The following is a 22,227-nucleotide window of genomic DNA, read 5'->3' as shown; positions in this document are numbered from 1 at the left end:
CCAAATTATTTGGCTTAATGATCAATTCATTATGAACTGATCATGAGCGAACATGAAATGTAAGATATACATGCAATAGCGAGTTGCAATAAGCGAATAGATTATCGTTTAAGGTAGATAGGAATTATCTGCACCAACGACAAACGCTACACCAATACAGAATAAAAGCACATAGATCGAGAACCAAATAATGGCACGCTTAAAGGCCTTATCTGAAATTTCACTGTCTGCATATTTTTGCGGTTTTTTAGGCTCTTGATTGCTCATAAGATGTACTCTAAATCCCTAATGGTTATAGGTGATTATTGGGGTATATCGCCTGAAAGCATAGATACAACATTCATCTAAATTTCTATAACAGTTATAGTTTGGAGTTGAATGACAGTTGATTTGAGATTATTGACACATGATTCGGGATTGTTAAAGTGTAGAGTAGTCTTGAATAAACCTCTCTATACATTGAAAATTAGATCATAAAATAATTTGGGGTTACAAGCAGAATACAATGGAAATAATTACGCTCATAACAATATTAGGAACTGTCATTTTATTGATTTATCTCAAACTTAGCGCCAAAAACCGTCAATGGCATTTGGATGAAAAAGGCGTGATGAAACATGAACGGATTGAGTACACACCATTCAACAAAATTGATGAAAATGACTTTCAATGGATACCTGATGTTATAAAAAAATATTTTCCTGACGGTCATGCCACCGTGCGGAAATATGGCAGCGGGGCGAAAAACATTCTGATCGTGAACAGCTCAATCTACTATCACCAATACTTAATTCGTGAAGAAGGCACAGGTGATATGATGCTGAATGGGTGGGATGCCATTATGGACAGCGTATTGTATGTAGAGAGGCGCAATGACGATTGTTACTGCATGTATCTATTCAGACCTTGCGAGATTAACTTGCAAAATCATAATTTGTTTTTTAAAGGTAGATTTTTGGAGGGTACGATTGATGACTTGAAGCAAGGTTTTGATACATGGCAGGCCGCGCAAAAGGATTTTGTGAAAATACATCAAGATAAGGTGGATATACTCAAAAACAATATCATCGCTAAACAAAAAAAATATGACACTGAGGTTTATAAGCATCCTGAATTCAATTAACCCGCAAATTAAAGAGAAATAAAATCTTAGCTTGTGTGTCAGAGAATTTCAGAAAATCTTAACTTATATGACAACGCAAGCTAAGATTAAATATCAAGAAAACAAAAAAATTATGATTTAACTGAGAAAATGAATCTCAGATTATTTGTCATTTACCTTTTGGAAGGAAGCTTCATCTCTTAATCCATTAATAAACTATGATATTGGTCAGTTCTTTTTCTCAAAAAGTCCCAAACCAATTTAATGCGTGGCTCATGTTGTAAATCGACTAAGGTCAGCATCCAAAAGGTATGTACAAAACGAACATCTTGCGCCAAGACCTGTTCTAATTCGGGTTTTTCCTCGGCCAAAAATTTGGGCAATATTGCCAATCCTGCACCCGCACTCACGGCAATTTGTTGTGCCAAAATACTACTACTTCTAAAGTTTGCATTGAGCTGAATAGGTAAGCGCTCTAAACAATACAGTTCAGGGCTATAGACCAAATCATCTATATAGTTCACAAAAGTGTGTGATTTTAAATCTTCTAAGGTATGAATGGGTTGCGTGTTTTTTAAGTATTCCTTACTGCCATAAATCTTTAAACAATAGTCTGCTAGTCGAGTAATGATATAGGGCCCAGATTTCGGTCGATCGATGGAAATAACAATATCTGCTTCACGATGTGAAAGCTTGATCATTTTCGGGACAGGAATAAGGTCGATAGTCAGCAAGGGGTATTTTTTGGACAATTCTGCCAAGAGCTGTGTCAAAAATGCCGTTCCAAACCCTTCGGGTGTGCCAATTCGCACACGACCTTGCATAGGTTGGTTGGGTTTTTCGATTTGTAAAAATGCCTGTTCCATTTGTTCAACGCGAGGAACCAGTGCCAAACCTTCTAAAGTGAGTTCATAACCTGTGGCTTCACGTTTAAATAATGGCGTGCCTAAAGCCAGTTCTAGCGCATGTATACGTCGAGAAACCGTACTGTGCTCAACACCGATAATACGTGCGGTATTGGTTAGGGTTTTCGCACGAGCCAAAACCAAAAAATACTGTAAATGATCCCAATCTACTTTCATTGTTATTGTCATCCCTGTGCATATTTGCACATCAATCGTGCGTGAATCTCTATTGGTAGTCAAAATTTTCTTTGCTAGTTTGAAGTGAATTGGAAAATATAAATATAAGGCTTTTGGATATTTTCTAAGTCAGTACAAAACAATAAGTGCCTATGGAGAGGTCATGAACACAATGTCAAATATTCAGTCTGCGACGGCTAAATTATTAATTAACGGTAAATTTGTAGAGTCAAACACTACAGAGTGGCAAGACATTCTAAATCCTGCAACTCAAGAGGTTTTGGGTCGTGTTCCAATGGCGACTATGGAAGAAGTGGATGCAGCGATTGCTTCAGCGCAAGAGGCGTTTAAGACTTGGCGCTTAACACCCGTACAAGCACGTATGCGCATTATGTTGAAGCTACAAGATCTGATCCGTAGCAATATGAAAGACATTGCCCGTGTACTGACTGCTGAGCAAGGAAAGACGCTAGCAGATGCTGAAGGTGATATTCAACGTGGTTTAGAAGTCGTTGAGCATGCGTGTTCGGTTGGCACACTTCAAATGGGCGAATATATAGAAGGTGTGGCACGTGGTGTGGATACCTATACTTTGCAGCAACCTTTGGGTGTATGTGCAGGAATTACGCCATTTAACTTTCCTGCGATGATTCCACTGTGGATGTTCCCAATGGCCATTGTTAGTGGAAACACTTTTGTCTTAAAGCCATCTGAACAAGATCCATTATCTACCATGATGCTTGTAGAACTTGCGATTGAAGCCGGTATTCCAGCAGGTGTGTTAAACGTGGTGCATGGTGGTAAGGACGTTGTTGATCGTTTATGTACACATCAAGCTATTAAGGCCATTTCATTTGTAGGCTCTACAGCCGTTGGTACACATGTATATAACCTTGCAGGACAGCATGGAAAACGTGTGCAGTCGATGATGGGGGCTAAAAACCATGTGGTGGTAATGCCAGATGCCAATAAAGAACAAACTTTAAATGCTCTCGTTGGTGCAGCATTTGGTGCGGCTGGTCAGCGTTGTATGGCTTTGTCTGTTGCTGTCATGGTTGGTGAAAGTAAAGAATGGGTTAATGAACTGGTTGAAAAAGCCAAAACGCTGAAGGTTAATGCAGGGCATGAGCCGAATACCGATATTGGCCCAGTCATTTCGCCTCGCGCAAAAGCACGTGTACTGGATTTAATTCAAAGCGGTGTAGAACAAGGCGCAGAGCTGTTGCTAGATGGTCGTGATGTTCAAGTCATCGGCTATGAGCAAGGAAACTTTGTCGGAGCAACGATTTTTAATCAAGTTTCAACTGATATGCGCATCTATACCGAAGAGATCTTTGGACCCGTGTTAGCCATTATTCATGTTGATACTTTAGAGCAGGCAATTGAATTAATTAATGCCAATCCATTTGGCAACGGTGTTGGACTATTTACACAAAGCGGTGCAGTCGCTCGTACATTCCAAAGCGATATCGATATTGGTCAAGTGGGTATCAATATTCCAATTCCTGTACCAGTTCCTTTCTTTAGCTTTACAGGATCGCGTGGTTCAAAACTGGGTGACTTAGGTCCATATGGTAAGCAAGCAGTTCAGTTCTATACACAAACCAAAACCATCACCAGTCGTTGGTTTGAAGATACACAAGAAAAAGGTGAAGTGAATACCACCATTAACCTACGTTAATTTAGGAGTTCAAGGATGAATATTGCCTTTATCGGTTTAGGAAACATGGGCGGAAAAATGGCTCAAAACCTACTCAAAGCAGGTTTTACGGTTTACGGTTTCGACTTAAGCGAAATTGCGATTCAGCATTTTACTGAAGCAGGTGGCATCGTTTGCCAAAGCCCACAAGATGCCGCGAAACAAGCAGATGTCGTGATTAGCATGTTGCCTGCTGCCAAGCATGTCAAAGAGGTGTACTTGGGAGAAAATGGTGTATTGGCGGTAATGAAAGCAGGAAGCTTATGTATCGATAGCAGTACCATTGATCCGCAAACCATTAAGGATATAGCCGAGGCGGGTGCTGCACATCAGATAAAAATCTGTGATGCACCTGTTTCAGGCGGAACTATTGGTGCTCAGGCAGGTACATTAACCTTTATGGTCGGTTCGGATGATCAAACCTTTGAAAAAACCAAAGCGGTATTGGGCCACATGGGTAAAAACATTGTGCATTGTGGTGATGTGGGTGCAGGTCAAATTGCGAAAATTTGCAATAACTTGATTCTTGGTATTTCCATGGCAGCCGTTGCTGAAGGTATGGCACTCGGTGCGCGTCTGGGAATTGATCCTCAAGCCTTAGCGGGTGTGGTGAATAGTTCGAGTGGACGTTGCTGGAGTTCGGATGTATGTAATCCATGGCCGGGTATCTCAGCAAATGCACCTGCGGGACGTGGCTATACTGATGGTTTTGCAACGCAGTTGATGTTGAAAGATTTAGGGCTGGCTGTAGAAGCCGCAGGACAAGTCAAACAGCCGATTATTTTAGGCGGACTGGTTCAGCAAATGTATCAACAGCTGTGTTTACAAGGTAATGCTCACTTAGATTTTTCAAGCATCGTGCAGCAATATTTACCTAAGGATGCTGAATAATCGCATTGAACACCAATCAGGCCTAGGTATGGCTAACAATACAAACACTCGTGTCGGAATAACAATAAATTGAGACTGAGGTAGAGAAGATGTCGAATTATCAAGATGTTTCAAAGGCATTTGACTTAAATTATGCTGCCAAAGAAATGTTATCAGGCTCTTTAGAGCAATTAAATGCATGTTATGAATGCTGTGACCGTCATGCGATTGATCAAGATAAGGTTGCACTGTATTGGCAAGGCAAAGATGGGCGGAAAGAACAATATACCTTTTCAGAGCTGCAACAGTGGTCGAGCCAATTTGCCAATTTTTTAAAGTCACAGGGTGTGCAAAAAGGTGATCGTGTATCGGGTTTATTACCTCGTACAGTTGAATTACTTGTGGTGATTTTAGGGGCTTGGCGAATAGGTGCTGTATATCAACCGCTATTTACCGCCTTTGGCCCCAAAGCCATTGAACATCGTTTACACCTTGCACAAAGCAAATTGGTGATCAGTGATGTGGGTAATCGCAGTAAATTAGATGAAGTTGCACATTGTCCCCAAATCGTTACTGTTGCAGATCGAGCGGGTCATGGAATTCAACAGGGGGATTTAAACTTTTGGGATGAAGTCAAAGCACAGTCTACAGATTGTGAATTTGTCTTACAGAGCATTAATGATCCATTTCTTTTGATGTTTACTTCAGGTACTACAGGTCCTGCAAAACCTTTAGAAGTCCCGCTCAAAGCCTTAATCGCTTTTGGTCAATATATGAAAAATGCGGTAGGGCTACGTGAAGATGATTCGTTTTGGAATATTGCCGATCCGGGTTGGGCTTATGGTTTGTATTACGGAATTACTGGGCCACTTTTACTTGGACATGCAACACTCTTTTACGAAGGTGGTTTTAGCATTGATAGTTTGTGTCAGATCGTAGATGACTACAAAGTAACAAACCTTGCAGGTGCACCGACAGCATATCGAATGATGATGGCGGCTGATCCTGAACAAATGGCAAAACTTAAAGGCAAATTTCGTGTGGTCAGTAGTGCTGGAGAGCCGCTTAACCCTGAAGTGTTCCGCTGGTTTAAACAAGTCCTAGATGCACCGATCTTTGACCATTATGGGCAGACTGAAGTCGGTATGGTGGTGTGTAATCACCATGGTTTACAACATGATATTCGCGCAGGTGTAGCAGGTTATGCCAGTCCAGGATATCGCGTGGCGGTTGTTGATGAACAAGGGCAAGAGCTAGCTGCAGGAACGCCGGGAGTGATTGCCGTCGATATTAGTCAATCACCGATGATGTGGTTTGGTGGATATAAAGAAAGTCGTAAGTCACCCTTTGTAAAGCATTATTACCTCACTGGTGATACCGCAGAATTACACGCAGATGGCAGTATGAGCTTCGTTGGTCGTAATGATGATGTGATTACAACATCAGGTTATCGTATCGGGCCATTCGATGTAGAAAGCGCTTTACTTGAGCATGATGCAGTGATTGAAGCTGCGGTCATTGGTGTACCTGATCCGGATCGGACAGAAATCGTAAAAGCTTTTGTAATTTTAGCTGAGCATGTCACAGCGTCAGAAGAATTAGCAGAGCAGCTGGGGCAATTTGTGAAAAAGCGCTTATCCGCACATGCTTATCCACGATTGGTGGAGTTCGTTCAAGAACTACCGAAAACCCCAAGTGGAAAAATTCAGCGTTTCTTATTAAGAAATCAAGAGATTGCGAAACAATCCACGCAGCATGCAAGTTAAATGACGTAACGATTAACCCTAAATTAATGCCGAACAATCAGGATCAAAATCAAGCTTTCATTCAGTTTTAATCATTTTCAAACTGGATGAAAGCAAATGATTGATGTACAGGACGATAAGATGCAATTTACCGAAGAACAATTATTAATTCAGGACATGGCACGCAGTTTCGCGCAGGAACAAATTAAACCTCAAGCGGCTGAATGGGATAAACACGGAACCTTTCCCAAAGCGGCTTTAGCGCAGATGGGAGAACTGGGTTTATTGGGTATGTTGGTATCAGATGAATGGGGTGGTTCAGATACAGGTAATCTTGCCTATGTTATGGCTTTAGAAGAGGTTGCCGCGGCCGATGGGGCAACATCAACCATTATGAGTGTACATAACTCAGTAGGCTGTGTTCCTATTGCTAAATTTGGCACAGAAGAACAAAAGCAGAAATATTTAGTGCCTTTAGCACAAGGCAAAATGATCGGTGCATTTGCATTAACTGAGCCGCATACGGGTTCAGATGCTGCTGCCATTAAAACCCGTGCAGTCAAAGATGGCAATGAATGGGTGATTAATGGTGCTAAGCAGTTTATTACCTCGGGACATAATGCAGGGGTCATTATTGTCTTTGTTGTGACTGATCCGAGTGCAGGGAAAAAAGGCCTGAGTGCTTTTATTGTCCCTCGTGAGACAGCCGGTTATGAAGTGATTCGTACTGAAGAAAAGCTTGGGTTACATGCTTCAGATACCTGTCAAATTGCACTAACAGATGTTCGTGTGCATGAAAGCTTGATGTTAGGAAAAGAAGGTGAAGGTTTGAAAATTGCCTTATCAAATCTAGAAGGCGGTCGTATTGGTATAGCGGCGCAAGCAGTTGGTCTTGCACGTGCAGCATTAGAAGAAGCAACCCGATATGCCAAAGAGCGTATTACTTTTGGTAAACCAATTTTTGAACATCAGGCAGTTGCGTTCCGATTGGCAAGTATGGCAACAGAAATAGAGGCCGCACGCCAATTGGTCTATCACGCGGCACGTTTAAAAGAAGCAGGACAACCTTGCTTAAATGAAGCGTCTATGGCCAAGCTTTTTTCATCTGAAATGGCTGAGCGTGTTTGCTCTGCAGCATTACAAGTCTTTGGTGGTTATGGCTATCTCAAAGATTTCCCGATAGAGCGTATATATCGTGATGCACGTATTTGCCAAATCTATGAAGGTACGAGTGATATCCAACGTTTAGTAATTGCCCGCAGCTTATAACGTTGTCTTTAAGACATTTAAAATGACAAGGCTTCAGACGAAGCTTACTTATAAATATTGAACATATATAGGGATCTCACATGCAATTTGAAACGATTCTGCTCGAAAAGAACAATGGTGTTGGACTTATTACTTTAAATCGTCCTCAGGCCTTAAATGCGTTAAATAGTACATTAATTCAAGACCTTAATTCTGCCTTGGATGATCTAGATCGAGATCCCACCATCGGTTGTATGGTTATTACAGGTTCAGAAAAAGCCTTTGCCGCTGGTGCAGATATTAAAGAAATGGCTGAACTGAGTTTTCCGAATATTTATTTGGATGATTTTTTTCATCTGGCAGATCGAATTGTACAGCGCCGTAAACCTTTAATCGCAGCTGTCAGTGGTTATGCGTTAGGTGGAGGCTGTGAGTTAGCGCTCATGTGTGACTTTATTTACTGTGCCGACAATGCAAAATTCGGTTTACCAGAAGTGACTTTGGGAGTAATCCCTGGGATAGGTGGGACACAGCGCTTAACGCTTGCTATTGGTAAGGCCAAAGCCATGGAAATGTGTCTGACTGCGAGACAAATGGGCGCAGTAGAAGCAGAGCAGAGTGGTTTAGTTGCTCAGGTCTTTCCTAAAGAGGAGTTGGTCGAAAAGACCTTAAAAGCTGCTGAAAAAATAGCCGAAAAATCTGTAGTCGCAACCATGATGATCAAAGAGTCAATTAACCGTGCATTTGAAGTCAGTTTGCAAGAAGGTTTACGCTTTGAACGTAGAACATTCCATTCGATTTTTGCAACTCAAGACCAAAAAGAAGGCATGCAAGCATTTGTTGAAAAGCGCCAAGCCAATTTTAAAAACAATTAAAAAGAAAAAAGGATGATATGGATATGAGTACAAATAACTTAATGATTGAAGAACATGGACATTTAGGCCAAATCAGTTTAGATCGCGTGGCAAGTTTAAATGCCTTGTCTTTGGAAATGATTCAAGGGGTTCAACAGCAATTAGCACTATGGGCTGATCAAACCAATATTCATGCCGTACTTATTCGCTCAAATAGTCCCAAAGCATTTTGTGCAGGTGGAGATATTCGCTATCTCTATGATAGTTATATGAATGGTAAAGAAGATCATCAAGCTTATTTTCAAGCTGAGTATGAAATGCTGAATACCATTCGTGCGTATGAAAAACCCATTATTGTCATACTCGATGGCTATGTACTTGGCGGTGGATTTGGCTTAGCGCAAGCATGTCATGTGCTTGTGAGCAGCGAAAAATCTAGATTTGCCATGCCTGAAACTGCCATTGGATTTTTCCCAGATGTGGCTGCGACACACTTTTTATCACGTTTAGATGATATTGGTGTGTACATGGCAACTACAGGCGATCAAATCAGTGCCAGCGATGCGTTGTATCTAGATTTGATTGACTACCATGTTCCGAGTGAGCAACTTGTTCAATTAGAAGAAGAATTAAGAAATTCCAAGCAACTAAGCAAGGAAAATATTGAACAATTGATTGCGAAATATATTACTCAACCAGCGGAAAGTGAACTTAGTCAAAATGCAGATTTAATTCGTAAGCATTTCGGTTTTGAGAGCATTGATGCCATTGAAAATAGTCTTGAAAATGAACAGCATAATGATGCTCAAGTGTGGGCGCTAAAAATACGCAATACCTTGGAACAACGATCTCCAATCGCGAAAAGAATCAGTTTACAACTCCAGCATTTAGGTCGTGGTCTTTCACTGAAGCAATGCATGCAAATTGAACGACATTTACAAGACGTTTGGTTTCAACATGGCGATATTGTCGAAGGTGTGCGCGCATTAATTGTGGATAAAGACAAACAGCCAAAGTGGCAACAGTCTAGTCCGACCTTAGATAAAATAATGGAGGAAATATCTATTTAATCAGTAATTTAAAAACATTCACGGTTCAAACACTTGGGTAATATTCATATTCAATTTCTTATTCAATATGAACAAGTGACTCAGCGTAAATTAAACATATATAAGATCTAAAAATATTGATTTTCATGAAGAAAATCATCACACAAATCAAGCATCGTGAAAATGCAACATAGAAATATCTTGCAGAATAAGGAAGATAACAATGCAAAATGTACAGGGAAACACAGCTCCACCAGCTAAGTCCTCGCATCGTTTAGCGGGTATTTCCAGCATGGTGGGTACAACCATCGAATGGTATGACTTTTTTATCTATGGTGCTGCCGCAGCACTCATTTTCAATCGACTTTTCTTTCCAAATCTTGACCCATTAACTGGCGTGTTGGCAGCATTTGCCACTTATGCTGTAGGCTTTATTGGTCGACCACTTGGTGGAATCGTCTTTGGTCATTTTGGCGATAAAATCGGTCGTAAATCAATGTTATTGGTCACATTAATGTTGATGGGTATTCCAACGGTGATGATTGGGTTGTTACCGACATTTGAAACCATTGGTTATTGGGCAACGGTCTGTTTAATTATTTTAAGATTTATACAGGGCATGGCCATGGGTGGAGAATGGGGCGGAGCAGTCCTCATGGCGGTAGAGCATGCGCCAGCGGGTAAAAAAGGCTTTTGGGGAAGTTTACCGCAAGCCAGTACAGGTGGTGGTTTATTGCTCGCTTCGGTAGCTTTAGGCTTAGTCTCAATGTTGCCTGAAGAAGCACTATTTAGCTGGGGTTGGCGTCTGCCATTTTTAGCCAGCATTATTTTACTGGCTGTAGGTTGGTATATTCGAGTGAAAGTGCCTGAGTCACCAGACTTTGAAAAAGTTAAAGCTCAAACCGAAACAATTAAAGTTCCAGCAAAACAAGTGTTTAAAAATCATCCTAAGCAGTTGATTACGATTATTTTATCTCGAGCTGCTGAAAATGCTTGGTTCTATTTAGCATCGACATTTGCTTTAGCCTATACAACCACACAGCTAAATATTCCTAGACAAGACATTTTGTTTGCAACGATTTGTGGTGCTGCGGTCATCATGGTCATTACGCCAATTTTTGGGCATTTGTCTGATAAAGTTGGGCAAAAAAACATGTTCAGATTTGGTTTATGCGTACTGGCTTTATACAGCTATCCATTTTTTGCAATGTTAAATACCAAGGATCCTGTATTGGTTTGGACGGCCATTGTGATTGGTATTGGCGTAGTTTTTCCTTTGATGTATGCGCCGCAGTCACAGTTATTTTCACGCCAATTTCCAGCAGAAATACGTTATAGCGGTATTTCAATCTCAGTTCAATTTGCAGGCGTGCTAGGTGGTGGTTTAGCTCCATTAATCGCGACGAAATTGTTGAGTATTGGTGATGGAAGCCCCAATTTAATTATTGCCTATATTTCAGGCTTTGCAGTGATTGCGATTATTGCGTCGTCATTTTTAAAGCCGGATCAAATAGAGCAAAAAACAAAAGCATTTAGCAGTAAAGAAATTAAATCTTCATAAATCAAAAATCAGGTAAACAGTAGGCTGATTTAAATATAGAAATTAATGTGAATTAGCCATAGCAATCGTTGTTATGGCTTTTTTCTTGTCTGAGGATTGTAGCAGGACAAATAATATTGTCAGTATTGCGTAGGATCTTGGCGGCACAAAATATGTTTGATGTGTAAGAGCAACAAATCAAGTTTGTTACACAGATGAAAGATTTAAGCACCAATAAATTAAAAAATATTAAATATCAAAGTCTTAATTATACTATTTCGTATAATGTATATTATGTTAAATAGAATATCCAAGACTGTGGCCTACACAACGCATCCGTTGCCACAGCTCGACATCGTGAATCTGTAAAATTATCATTCACGATGCCGAGTACGCTAATGAACATAATATACGTTATGCCGAAATCAGAATCTTATCAATTGGCGAATCTGACGTTCCTGATGTTTAAATTCAAACCCTCTCATTTTTTCAACTCGCTCAGGTTATAATAATGGTCTCCCAAAATATGATTGATCTAATATGAGCACCTCCAATGACCCTTTACACGGCAAAAAACTTGCTGACATCTTGGATGAATTATTGGATTACTACGGTGGTTTTGAAGGCTTAAGCCGCAAAATTGAAATTAGATGGATGTTTTTGCATAGATCCAAGCGTTAAATCATCACTACGATTCTTACGTACTACACCTTGGGCACGTGAAAAAGTAGAAAGCTTATATTTGTATGTCTTACGCCAAAAAGCCAAACAGAAAGCGTAACGATGAATGCCTATGCTCGAATAATTTTGTATAGCAGTTTATGGTTTAAGATAAAATAAAACTGCTTAATCCTTCTAGCACTTCCTTGTACGCAGTATCTTCGCCTCAGATTTAAATTGATCCCTATTATGAGCAATACTTTTTTCAAGCATCCTCAAATTGGTGTAGTCACTACATTTTCTGAATTGATTCATAGTCATTTTGAAGGTCAAATGAACGCGCTTTGCTGGCAACGCAACTTACAAGGCGACTTTAAAGAAATAGTCGAAAAACTAGAACTGATTGAAAATATTACTGAAGTTTCCATAGATGATCTGAAGAAATTAACGCTTTCAGCGCAAGGTCATTTAGCCAGAGAAATTATTTTAAATGATCTGCAACAATTAACAGAATTTGGTGCATCACCCTCGCTGAATTTACTCAAATGTTATGAACGAGATGATGAATTCGATTTCATCTCAACCGATGTATATTCTTTTCATGTCGATCGATCACCGATCGCTACAGATACCTTTTTATGTACATATTATGGTGCTTCCAGTGATATTGTACCAAATGATCACGTCACACAAAGAATCTTAATTCCTGAAATACGAGAGCAACTCAAAGCTTTATACGATGGTCCTGTCTCAGAATTTGATGACTTTTTAGCGGAATATTTTTTTGATTTACATTATCAGCTCAAAGACAATGCTGTGCCTGTAAATCTTGGCAATGGTCATCTATGGCGTTTGGCGGTGGATCATCCTACACAGCCAGTTTTGCCTTGTGTGCACCGCGCACCTGTTGAAAATGCAGGTGAGTATCGGCTTTTGCTGATTTGCTGATTTTAAATATTGATGGATTCTGAGTCCATACGATCCATTCTGTCTAATGAATGAACCGTATGGGGTAATGCAATATCGTTTTAATCTAGATTGATTAGTCTAGGTTATTTAGATCGAGATGTATTAAGCCAGCGGTAAAGCACAGGCAATAGCACCAAGGTCAGCAAGGTGGAAGAAAGAATACCGCCAATCACCACAGTCGCTAAAGGCCGTTGTACTTCTGCACCTGTACCTGTTGCCAAAGCCATTGGTACAAAACCTAAAGAGGCAACACTGGCGGTCATCAGTACTGGGCGTAATCGAAGTACAGCACCCTGCCATACGGCTTCATGTAATGGATATTTGTCCCTCAGCTCTTTAATAAAGGTCAGCATGACCAGCCCATTCAGCACAGCAACGCCTGAGAGCGCAATAAAGCCAATACCTGCCGACATCGAAAGTGGAATATCCCTAAACCAAAGAAACAGTACACCGCCCGTTAAGGCAAAGGGTACGCCAGTAAAGACCAGCAGGCTTTCTTTCACATTATGAAATACTGCCATTAATAAAATAAAGATGGTTAGTAGTGCTAAAGGGATGACAATTTGCATTCTTGCTTTGGCAGATGCAAGGTTCTCAAATTGACCGCCATATTCAATCCAATAACCGCTTGGTAATGCATATTGTTTCAGCTGAGCCTGCATATCCGCCACAAAAGAACCTAAATCACGGCCTTCAACATTGGCAGTCACTACAATACGGCGTTTACCATTTTCACGGCTGACTTGATTGATCCCATCTACATTAGACACTGTGGCAACATTTGAAAGTACAATACTGCCACCATTTGGCAACTTTAACGGTAGTTGTGAAATCGTGCTTACATTACGGTCTTGATCATTTAAACGAATAACAAAGTCAAAACGGCGATCGCCTTCTAAAATCTCCCCTACACTTTGTCCACCGACACTGGCTGCCACAGTATCCTGTATAGATTTAACGCTTAAACCATATTGCGCAGCCAAAGCCTTATCTATTTCAATATTTAATAAAGGCAAACCTGAGGTTTGTTCAACTTTTACGGCGCTACTCCCCGCAACTTGCTGCATAATTTTGGCAATTTTAGTGGCTTCTGTGTTAAGCACTTGCATATCATCGCCAAATATTTTAACGCCCACATCACTACGCACACCTGAGATCAGCTCATTAAAGCGCAGTTCAATAGGTTGGGAAAACTCACTGTTATTGCCAGGAATCGTAGCCACATAAGCCACCATACGGCCACGCAGTTCATCCACACTTTCTTTAGGGTTCGGCCATTCATTACGTGGTTTGAGCATAATATAACCATCGGAAATGTTCGGAGGCATTACATCGGTTGCCACTTCTGCTGTACCTGTACGAGCAAATACAGCCTGAATCTCTGGAAATTTTTTCAGCAGCAATTTCTCAGCGTTCTCCTGCATTTTTAATGATTCTTCTAGGCCTGTGCTTGGTGAGCGCATCAACTGAACTGCAAAATCACCCTCACTCAGCTGTGGTGCAAACTCACTGCCAATTTTGGTGCTTAAAAGCCCAGTAATGAGCAGTAAACACAGTGCAAAAGTCATCACTACAGCCTTGTAATGAAAGGCTTTATTTAAAATTTGAAGATACTGCTTTTTCAGCCAATTCATCCAACGGCTTTCTGTTTCTTTAATTTCACCTTTCACCCAAAGCGCTACAGCAGCAGGTACAAATGTAATAGACAGAATGATCGCCGCCACAAGTGCCAATACCACAGTTAATGCCATCGGATGGAACATTTTTGCTTCTACACCACTTAAAGCAAAAATTGGCAAATAAACCACTAAAATAATTAACTGACCGAATATCAGCGGACGGCGCGCCTGACGTGCAGCCAAAAAGACTTCTTTAAAACGTTCATTTTGCGTTAATGGACGCTTTAATGTTTGCTGTGCATGCGCCAAGCGGCGGATACAGTTTTCAACAATGACCACAGCACCATCAACAATAATCCCGAAATCCAGCGCACCTAAGCTCATCAAATTCGCGCTGATATTCTTTTGTGCCATGCCGGTTAAGGTAAACAGCATTGACAGCGGAATAACACAGGCCGTAATGAGTGCTGCACGGATATTGCCTAAAAAGATAAATAAAATGATGATGACTAGAATTGCGCCTTCAACCAAGTTCTTTTGAACGGTTTTAATCGCTTTCTCCACCAATGTGGTACGGTCATACACTGTTTCAATTGTTACCCCTTTGGGTAAGCTGGCTTGAATGTCTTTAATTTTGGAATCTACAGCTTTCGAGACAGTTCGGCTATTTTGTCCCATAGCCATCATGGCAATACCTAAAACCGTTTCTTCGCCGTTATAGGTTGCACCACCTGTTCGCAAATCATGCCCTATCGATACTTGTGCAATATCACCCACCCGAATTGGACTGCCATTAGGGCTGTCAATCATGGTGTTTTCAATATCTGAAATGGTGTTTAATGTTCCCGGCACTCGAACTGTTAACTGCTGACCATTTTCTTCAATAAAACCTGCACCACGGTTTTCATTATTTTCCGTAAGCGCTTGCTGTAATTGTTCTAATGACAGATTCAGCTGTTGCATACGGTTTAAATCAGGTGAAACCACGTAGGTTTTATTAAAGCCACCAATGCTATTGACCTCGGCAACACCTTGTACACGCTGTAATTGCGGACGCACAATCCAATCTTGAATTTCACGCAAATCCATCGCGCTATATACCGTGCCATCTGCTTTTTTGGCATTGGGTTCAGCTTTAAGCACCCATTGATAAATTTCACCCAAACCTGTCGAAACGGGCGACATCGTCGGAGAAACCTGAGCAGGCAATGTCGACTGAACTTCCTGTACCCGCTGATTAATTTGCTGACGTGCCCAGTAAATATCCGTACCATCTTTAAATACAATGGTGACTTGTGATAGCCCATAACGTGAAATTGAGCGGGTCAGCTCCAAATCTGGAATACCTGCCATTGCATTTTCAATCGGATAGGTAATCCGCTGTTCCACCTCTAATGCTGTAAAGCCATTGGCCTGCGTATTAATTTGCACTTGGGTGTTGGTAATATCAGGTACTGCATCAATAGGCAATTTTTGATAACTGTAAATCCCGACGACAATCCATGTGCAAACAAATAGCATCACCCAAATTGCATTTTGAATTGAAAACTGAATAATGCGTTCGAATAGACCTTCTGGCTTTGGTAAATCTGTGTTCGGGTTCTCTGAATTAGTGTTCATGGCCAGCCTCGTCTTTTTCCAGTTCAGATTTCAGTAAAAAACTGCCTTGGGAAATATACTTTTGCCCTGCTTCAAGACCTGAAAGCACTTCTAGCCATTGACCATCACTGGATGCTTGCCCAAGTTTTAGCGCTTGTGCTTTTAAATGTACTTGACCTTTTTGCTCAGATTCGACAATAAAAATACTGTCTTTTCCCTCTATGCTTTGTACGGCAGACTTTTGCACCCGTAATGCTTTTTTAGTGCCCGAATCAGCCAATAGCACATTGACCATCACATTTGGGCGAAGCTCAACAGATTGTTGTTTTAATTTGGCACGTACCACTAAGCGTCCAGTTTGCACATCTGCCTGTGAAGTCAGGCTTTGTACCTCTGCGCTATAGAGCTGATCTGAGCCATTGATTTTGAAAGAGACGTTTTGACCTGCTTGCAGCTGGCCTGAATATTGATTTGGCAAATGAAATTCCAGCCACAAATCTTTTAGTTGTTCGATGGTGAACAATTGATCTGCCAATTGCACATTTTCACCTACAACAATATCTTTTTGACTGATTACACCTGCAATAGGCGCACGAATGATAAAACGTCCATTTTGACTGCCATTTACACCTAAAGCTTGCAACCGCGATTGTGCTGACTGTACGCTAATTTGAGCCTGACGATAGGCATTTTCAGCACGCTGAAAGTCTTGTTTAGCAGAAATCCCTTGAGACCACAGCTTTTGCTCACGTTGATAATCTTGACGGGCTAAATCTAGATTGGCTTCTGCCATACGTAAATTGGCTTGCTGATCAATCAATTCAGGCACTGACAGCACAGCTAAGGTTTGCCCTTTTTGTACAGTTTGACCGAGTGCTACATTGACTTGCTCGACATGACCGCTAAAATTTGGGGAAATATGTGCCTGCTGATCAGTATTAACGGCCAATTTACCCGGCAATTGAATAATATTTTCGACCAGACCATTTTCCGCAGTCGCAATTTTAATTCCTTGTTCTATCATTTGCTGAGCACTAAGCTGAAGTTCACCTTCTTCTGCGTGTTCTGCTTCAGCATCACTATCATTAGCCTCGTTATGCTCTCCTTCATGCTCAGTTTTATCCGCATCGGATTTATTTTGACTGAACCAAATAGCAGTACACAGCATCAGCGTTAGGCCAATCAAAACTGCAATCATCAAAGGTTGTGAAATTTTTCCATCTTGTTTAATTTTCATATGCTTGACTGCCTTATTGTGCTGATGCGCTGTTGATGAGATTTTGGGATGCCTCAATGGCTTTTTTATTGAGTTGGCTATAAGCATCTGAACGGCTGATTTCTTCATAACTGGTGCCGATACTTAAGGCTTCAGCACTGAGTGCGCTCTGCCAAGCCTGCGCCAAAATTTGCATTTGGCTAAGTCGAAGGTCTTGGAGTTGTTTTGTGGTTTGCTGTACATCTGTAATAGCAAATTTACCTGCCTGAAAACCTTGCAAAGTTCGGTTTTGAACCTTTTCAGCCAAACCAATCTGATTGCCTGTGGCATCAAACTGCATACGCAGACCTTTAAGCTGGTGAATGCTATTGGCAATGTCCAAAACTTGCTGTTTTAACTCGCGCTGTTGCTGATGATTTAATAAAATTTGCTGTTTTTGCGCCATTGGAATGGCATATTGCTGGCGGTTAAAAATATTTAGCGGAATATCCACACCAAGTACCAAGGCCGTATCATTGGCATCTGTTGGAGACTTGGTACGTGACATGCCCATATTTAGGGTTGGGTTTGGACGTGCCTGTACTTTTAAATGTTCAATTTGCTGATTTGCCTGCTGAACATTCAAGGCATACAATTTTTGTAGCCAACCTTCCGATAAATTACGCTCAACTAAACTTTGGCTCTGTTCAGGCCAAGGCGTAACGCTGTTATTCAACGCAATTTGCGACGTAGTTTCACCCCATAAATTAGAAAGCTGACGCGCCACAGTTTGCTGTTTTAAAAGCGCCTGTTGGTATAGACGCTGTATTTCCAAAGCTTCAATTTGAGCGCGCTCTACATCCACCAAAGCAATACTGCCTGCCTGATAGCGTTTTTGCGCGCTGTCCAAATTAGATTTACTGAGTTTGAGCTGTATAGCGTAAATCGATTGCTCATTTTGAGCGATGGCTAGCTGTGACCATGCAAACTTCACAATCAACTGACTTTGCGCATTCCAAATTTGCTGTTGCAACTGTATTTGCTGTGCTGAGGTACTCGCGAGTGCTTGATTGATTTTACGCTGACCGAATACATCCAGTGGCTGGCTGATTGCGATACTGAGCTCTTGATCTTGATTTTTACCAAAACCATTTTGTTCAATCGATAGACTTGGGTTTTGCCATAGCTTGCTTTGACGCAGATTAAAATCAGAGATTTGCTGTTGTTGTTGCCAAATATCAGTTTGGGCTTGGTCGTTTTGTACTTTGGCAAATGCAGATTCAAAACTACTGACATTTTCGGCAAACGTACTTTGTAAGGCCGTCGAAATACCGACAGCTAAGCCTAGACGTATAAACGCCATAAAATATAAAGACATGATTTTTCCCACTCATTTATTAAAAAAAGTGGCGGGAATGTTTTAGGCTACCCCGCCATTAGCGGGGCATAAACAGGAGGAGGTGTTTGCAGGAAAAGATCAGGTGCTTGATAAAGATTCTTCCAAACAAATTTTGGCGAATATTCAAAGGCCTGATGTGCAATAAAAAGAATCGATTGTTGGTTTTGTACAATCAAATGCGTCATAGACGGTAAATGGTCTTGATGATCTTCACCGAGTTGCAGATCGTTAGCGGTATTTTTGACTGGTTTGCTACTGGATTCAGATGCTTGATGCAACGAATGCTGTGGATTGGTTTCACTGCTGACGCATAAGGTATTTTGATGATGACCAAAATGATAGCTTTGAACAACTTGAGTTTGCTCTTCATGCACACAGAAAGCGGCTGCCACGTTCCAAAGGCTTTGGAACATGAACAATCCAACTAAGACTGTTATCCATGTCGCAGAACGCATATTGCATCAATCAAGAAAATTTTAACGATTATAAAGCTTGGAGTCGGTCGAAGGTCAAGTGAATCTTTGAATTTGTCTTAAAAATGGATTGCCATAGAGATATAACGTAAGGCATTCGCTTTAATCCCCTGACACGGCACATGCTAAAGACAATCCATTGGTTCATGATTACGATTTTTATCGGCGAAACCTTTATTTTTAATTCAGTTCGGAATCATTCTTCAACTTAGCTTTTCTTGTCACAACTAAGCCGCAGAGAACCACCAATGTCGTAACACCTAAAGATAATGAAGTTTCATAACTGTAGGCTGGAGATAAAAACATATAGATCAGCACACTTAAGATCACCAAAATGACTGCCCATGTCAGCCATGGAAATAGCCACATTTTAAACGCAACCTCAGTTCCATTTTTTTCGATTTGTGTTCTCAATTTAAGCTGTGAAAATGCAATCACTAAATAAACCAATAAGGCAATTGAACCTGTTGTAGACAGTAAAAATCCAAATACTTGGCCTGGAAATAAATAATTGACTGCACAGCAAATTAAGCCCACTACAGACGATGCCAATACTGCAATTGCAGGCACACCAGAGGCATTAATTGATGTGACCCATTGAGGTGCTTCTTTGCGTGTCCCCAATGAAAATAGCATCCTTGATGAACTATAAAGTGCAGCATTCATACAACTTGCAACCGCAATAAAGACTACACTATCAATAATCAATTTTGATTGAGGGACATTTAAACTGACCAAGACATATTGGAAAGTGCCTAATTGTTGTAATTGTGGTGAACGCCAATCTACCAGTGCAACCGTTATAAAAATTGAAACCACAAAAAATAAGATGACCCGATACAGTACTAAATTGGTTGCAAGTTTAATTTTTTGTTCAGGATCTTTTGATTCTGCTGCAGCGATAGACAGTATTTCTACACCAAAGAATGAAAATGCTGAAATCAATATTGCTGAAAGTACACCACCCAGGCCATTTGGCATAAATCCATCATTTTTAAACAGATTTTCTACACCACTTACATTAGGTGCTAAGGGCCAAAACCCCAATATGGCGGTGAGTCCAATGCCGATAAAAATTACAATAGCCAAGACTTTTATCAGAGAAAACCAAAATTCAAACTCACCAAAACTCCGAGTACTAAAAAAGTTCGCTAAACTGAGAAGCACAATGAAGAATGTTGCAAAGACAGCACTGGATATTGATGGAAACCATGCATGCAAAATTTCTGCACCAGCGATTGCTTCAATTGGAATAACTAAAACCCAAAACCACCAATATAACCATCCGATGGTAAAGCCCGCCCATGGTCCAATGGCTTTTCTTGCATAGGTTGAAAATGAGCCTGTGTCAGGTTGAGCTACTGCCATCTCCCCCAACATTCGCATGACTAAAAAAACCAATATACTAGTAATTATATAAGCAAGAACAGCGGCAGGCCCTGCTTTTGCAATCGCAGCAGATGATCCAACAAACAGTCCAGCACCAATTACACCACCGATACTGATCATCGTGATATGCCGATTAGATAGCCCTGCACCTAGTTTTGCAGTTGAATTATGTGTGGCTAAGCTATCATCATGCATCGATTAGATTCCCTGTCTGCACGGTCAGTCGTACAAATCATTATTTCCAAGATCATTAGGAATAAAAAAGGGAAAACGCTGTGTTCTCCCTTGTTTTGTAACAATTTAATCTAGAAAATGAGTTTTTCATAGTTCTAATCAAAACTTTAAGATGCATCTTATTGCCATTTTTTCATCTAATTCACTGTTATTACTTATATAATTTATATTTATTTAAAAACTTATTTGACCATTTTCTATATGCAAAATATGGGCTTTTAAATAATCTAACTCATCACCATGATGCGTGACATATATCATCGGCAGCGCCGACTGTTCTTTCACCGTGTTTAAAAATGGCAATATTTGATCTTTCAGCCTGCGGTCCAGTCCTGTCAGCGGTTCATCTAACAGCAGCAAGTCAGGCTGTGACAGCAATGCGCGGCCTATGGAAACGCGCTGCGCCTCGCCGCCAGAAAGTTCATGTGCCCGCCGTTTAAGCAGCGGCTTTAACTCAAGTAAAGCCACAACTTGATGAAACTGAAATTGCGCATTTTTCTTTGCGCTTAACTTCTCTGCATATTGCAGATTTTGCTGCACATTCATATGCGGGAAAAGCCATGCTTTTTGAAAAATCAGCGCAATACTGCGTTGATGCATCGGCACATTAATCTTCTGCGCTATGTTGAACACTTCACGCTGATTCAGCGAAATATAACCTTGCTGCGGCTGCAGCAGACCGGCCAAATTTTTCAGCAGCGTAGATTTTCCGCTGCCTGATGGCCCCATAATGCCAAGCAGCTGTTCTTGCATCTGCAGCCGAGCCTGCAATTGAAAATCTGCATATTGAAACTGAAAATCACACTGAAGCATGGCTTGCTCCGAGTTTTCGCTGATAGCGCTGTAAAATATAATAATTAGCAATCAATGCACCAAAAGCTGCGACCAGTGAAAGTACAACTAAACGCATTGCGGCCTCTTCACCATTTGGCTGCTGTATCAGCGAATAAATGGCAATTGGAATGGTTCGGGTTTCATCTGGAATATTGCCGACAAAGGTAATGGTTGCACCAAACTCACCTAGACTTCGGCTAAAGCCTAAAATGCTGCCAATTAAAATCCCTGGTAAAGCCAGCGGCAGGCTGATTGAGACAAATACCCGTAAAGGATGTGCGCCTAGTGAGCCTGCAACCTGCTCAAGCTGTTGATTGATCATTTGAAAAGACAAACGGATCGGCTGCACAATCAGCGGAAATGACACAATCATCGATGCTAAAACGGCGCCTTTCCAATTAAAAACCAGCTGAATTCCCCATTCAATTAGCATCTTGCCGATCCAGCCATTTGAACCAAACAGCACCAATAGCAAATATCCTAGAACCACCGGCGGCAGCACCATTGGCATTTGTAAAAGTGCTTCGACCAAAAATTTTAAATGAAACTCATAGCGCGCCAAAACCCATGCCAGCCCTATAGCAAATGGTAAGCAAAATACAGTGGCGCAAATGGCAACCTTAGCCGACAGATACAAGGCGCTCCACTCTTCTGGGCTGAGCATGCT

At 41.0% G+C, this 22,227-nt stretch carries 18 protein-coding genes and 1 pseudogene; 10 read left to right on the top strand and 9 right to left on the bottom strand.

Translation table 11 applies throughout. The features are described 5' to 3' along the window. Positions 1-108: 108 nt before the first annotated feature. Complete coding sequence (locus AC4CU0_RS07690; RefSeq protein ID WP_168379604.1) at positions 109-267, bottom strand: hypothetical protein; 159 nt, start codon at positions 265-267, stop codon at positions 109-111. A gap of 238 nt (positions 268-505) precedes the next feature. Here AC4CU0_RS07690 and AC4CU0_RS07685 point away from each other — a divergent pair, with 238 nt between their 5' ends. Next, entirely contained in the window at positions 506-1,123 is a 618-nt protein-coding gene (locus AC4CU0_RS07685) for a hypothetical protein (protein ID WP_490742863.1), read from the top strand. 179 nt (positions 1,124-1,302) lie between these two features. On the opposite strand, the gene AC4CU0_RS07680 is transcribed toward AC4CU0_RS07685, so the two are convergent. Beyond that, positions 1,303-2,184 (bottom strand): LysR family transcriptional regulator, encoded by an 882-nt coding sequence (locus tag AC4CU0_RS07680; protein WP_078193328.1) that lies wholly within the window; start codon positions 2,182-2,184, stop codon positions 1,303-1,305. Between the two features lie 163 nt (positions 2,185-2,347). On the opposite strand from AC4CU0_RS07680, the gene AC4CU0_RS07675 reads away from it, so the two are divergent. The 9 genes and pseudogenes from AC4CU0_RS07675 to AC4CU0_RS07635 all read left to right on the top strand — a co-directional run bounded on the left by AC4CU0_RS07675 (position 2,348) and on the right by AC4CU0_RS07635 (position 12,797). Further along, positions 2,348-3,865: a CoA-acylating methylmalonate-semialdehyde dehydrogenase gene (locus AC4CU0_RS07675; RefSeq protein WP_180011812.1), complete on the top strand. Its 1,518-nt coding sequence runs from the start codon at positions 2,348-2,350 to the stop codon at positions 3,863-3,865. 15 nt (positions 3,866-3,880) lie between these two features. After that, entirely contained in the window at positions 3,881-4,774 is an 894-nt protein-coding gene (gene mmsB, locus AC4CU0_RS07670) for a 3-hydroxyisobutyrate dehydrogenase (RefSeq protein WP_180114644.1), read from the top strand. An 89-nt stretch (positions 4,775-4,863) separates the two neighbouring features. Further along, complete coding sequence (locus AC4CU0_RS07665) at positions 4,864-6,519, top strand: AMP-binding protein (protein ID WP_490742862.1); 1,656 nt, start codon at positions 4,864-4,866, stop codon at positions 6,517-6,519. Positions 6,520-6,639: 120 nt separating this feature from the next. Further along, positions 6,640-7,767 carry an acyl-CoA dehydrogenase family protein gene (locus AC4CU0_RS07660; RefSeq protein WP_490743479.1) on the top strand — a complete coding sequence of 376 codons (1,128 nt, stop codon included), beginning with the start codon at positions 6,640-6,642 and terminating at the stop codon, positions 7,765-7,767. Positions 7,768-7,847: 80 nt separating this feature from the next. Then, the gene (locus AC4CU0_RS07655) at positions 7,848-8,621 is read left to right on the top strand and encodes an enoyl-CoA hydratase (RefSeq protein WP_180111519.1); all 774 of its coding nucleotides are present in this window, start codon (positions 7,848-7,850) and stop codon (positions 8,619-8,621) included. A 23-nt stretch (positions 8,622-8,644) separates the two neighbouring features. Continuing rightward, entirely contained in the window at positions 8,645-9,670 is a 1,026-nt protein-coding gene (locus AC4CU0_RS07650; protein WP_180111521.1) for an enoyl-CoA hydratase/isomerase family protein, read from the top strand. Positions 9,671-9,872: 202 nt separating this feature from the next. Beyond that, the gene (locus AC4CU0_RS07645; RefSeq protein ID WP_180008152.1) at positions 9,873-11,210 is read left to right on the top strand and encodes an MFS transporter; all 1,338 of its coding nucleotides are present in this window, start codon (positions 9,873-9,875) and stop codon (positions 11,208-11,210) included. A 519-nt stretch (positions 11,211-11,729) separates the two neighbouring features. Continuing rightward, positions 11,730-11,970, top strand: a pseudogene (locus AC4CU0_RS07640) (VF530 family protein). A 128-nt stretch (positions 11,971-12,098) separates the two neighbouring features. After that, a complete protein-coding gene (locus AC4CU0_RS07635) occupies positions 12,099-12,797 on the top strand; it encodes a DUF1826 domain-containing protein (RefSeq protein ID WP_490742861.1) in 699 nt (232 codons plus the stop codon). A 104-nt stretch (positions 12,798-12,901) separates the two neighbouring features. On the opposite strand, the gene AC4CU0_RS07630 is transcribed toward AC4CU0_RS07635, so the two are convergent. The 7 genes from AC4CU0_RS07630 to modB all read right to left on the bottom strand — a co-directional run bounded on the left by AC4CU0_RS07630 (position 12,902) and on the right by modB (position 22,224). Next, positions 12,902-16,057 (bottom strand): efflux RND transporter permease subunit, encoded by a 3,156-nt coding sequence (locus tag AC4CU0_RS07630; protein WP_490742860.1) that lies wholly within the window; start codon positions 16,055-16,057, stop codon positions 12,902-12,904. Beyond that, on the bottom strand, positions 16,047-17,273 hold the full coding sequence (locus tag AC4CU0_RS07625; RefSeq protein WP_490742859.1) for an efflux RND transporter periplasmic adaptor subunit: 1,227 nt from the start codon (positions 17,271-17,273) through the stop codon (positions 16,047-16,049). The genes AC4CU0_RS07630 and AC4CU0_RS07625 overlap by 11 nt, the downstream gene beginning before the upstream one ends. Before the next feature lie 13 nt (positions 17,274-17,286). Next, on the bottom strand, positions 17,287-18,609 hold the full coding sequence (locus tag AC4CU0_RS07620) for a TolC family protein (RefSeq protein ID WP_490742858.1): 1,323 nt from the start codon (positions 18,607-18,609) through the stop codon (positions 17,287-17,289). 47 nt (positions 18,610-18,656) lie between these two features. Continuing rightward, a complete protein-coding gene (locus AC4CU0_RS07615) occupies positions 18,657-19,085 on the bottom strand; it encodes a cation efflux protein, CzcI-like (RefSeq protein ID WP_490742857.1) in 429 nt (142 codons plus the stop codon). A gap of 198 nt (positions 19,086-19,283) precedes the next feature. After that, positions 19,284-20,687 carry an amino acid permease gene (locus tag AC4CU0_RS07610; RefSeq protein ID WP_490742856.1) on the bottom strand — a complete coding sequence of 468 codons (1,404 nt, stop codon included), beginning with the start codon at positions 20,685-20,687 and terminating at the stop codon, positions 19,284-19,286. 213 nt (positions 20,688-20,900) lie between these two features. Beyond that, on the bottom strand, positions 20,901-21,539 hold the full coding sequence (locus AC4CU0_RS07605) for an ATP-binding cassette domain-containing protein (RefSeq protein ID WP_490742855.1): 639 nt from the start codon (positions 21,537-21,539) through the stop codon (positions 20,901-20,903). Next, a complete protein-coding gene (gene modB / locus AC4CU0_RS07600; RefSeq protein ID WP_490742854.1) occupies positions 21,526-22,224 on the bottom strand; it encodes a molybdate ABC transporter permease subunit in 699 nt (232 codons plus the stop codon). The genes AC4CU0_RS07605 and modB overlap by 14 nt, the downstream gene beginning before the upstream one ends. Positions 22,225-22,227 lie beyond the last annotated feature (3 nt).

The sequence above is a fragment of the Acinetobacter sp. LipI_15 genome, from assembly GCF_058242865.1.
This window is presented reverse-complemented; position numbering and strand designations above follow the sequence as displayed.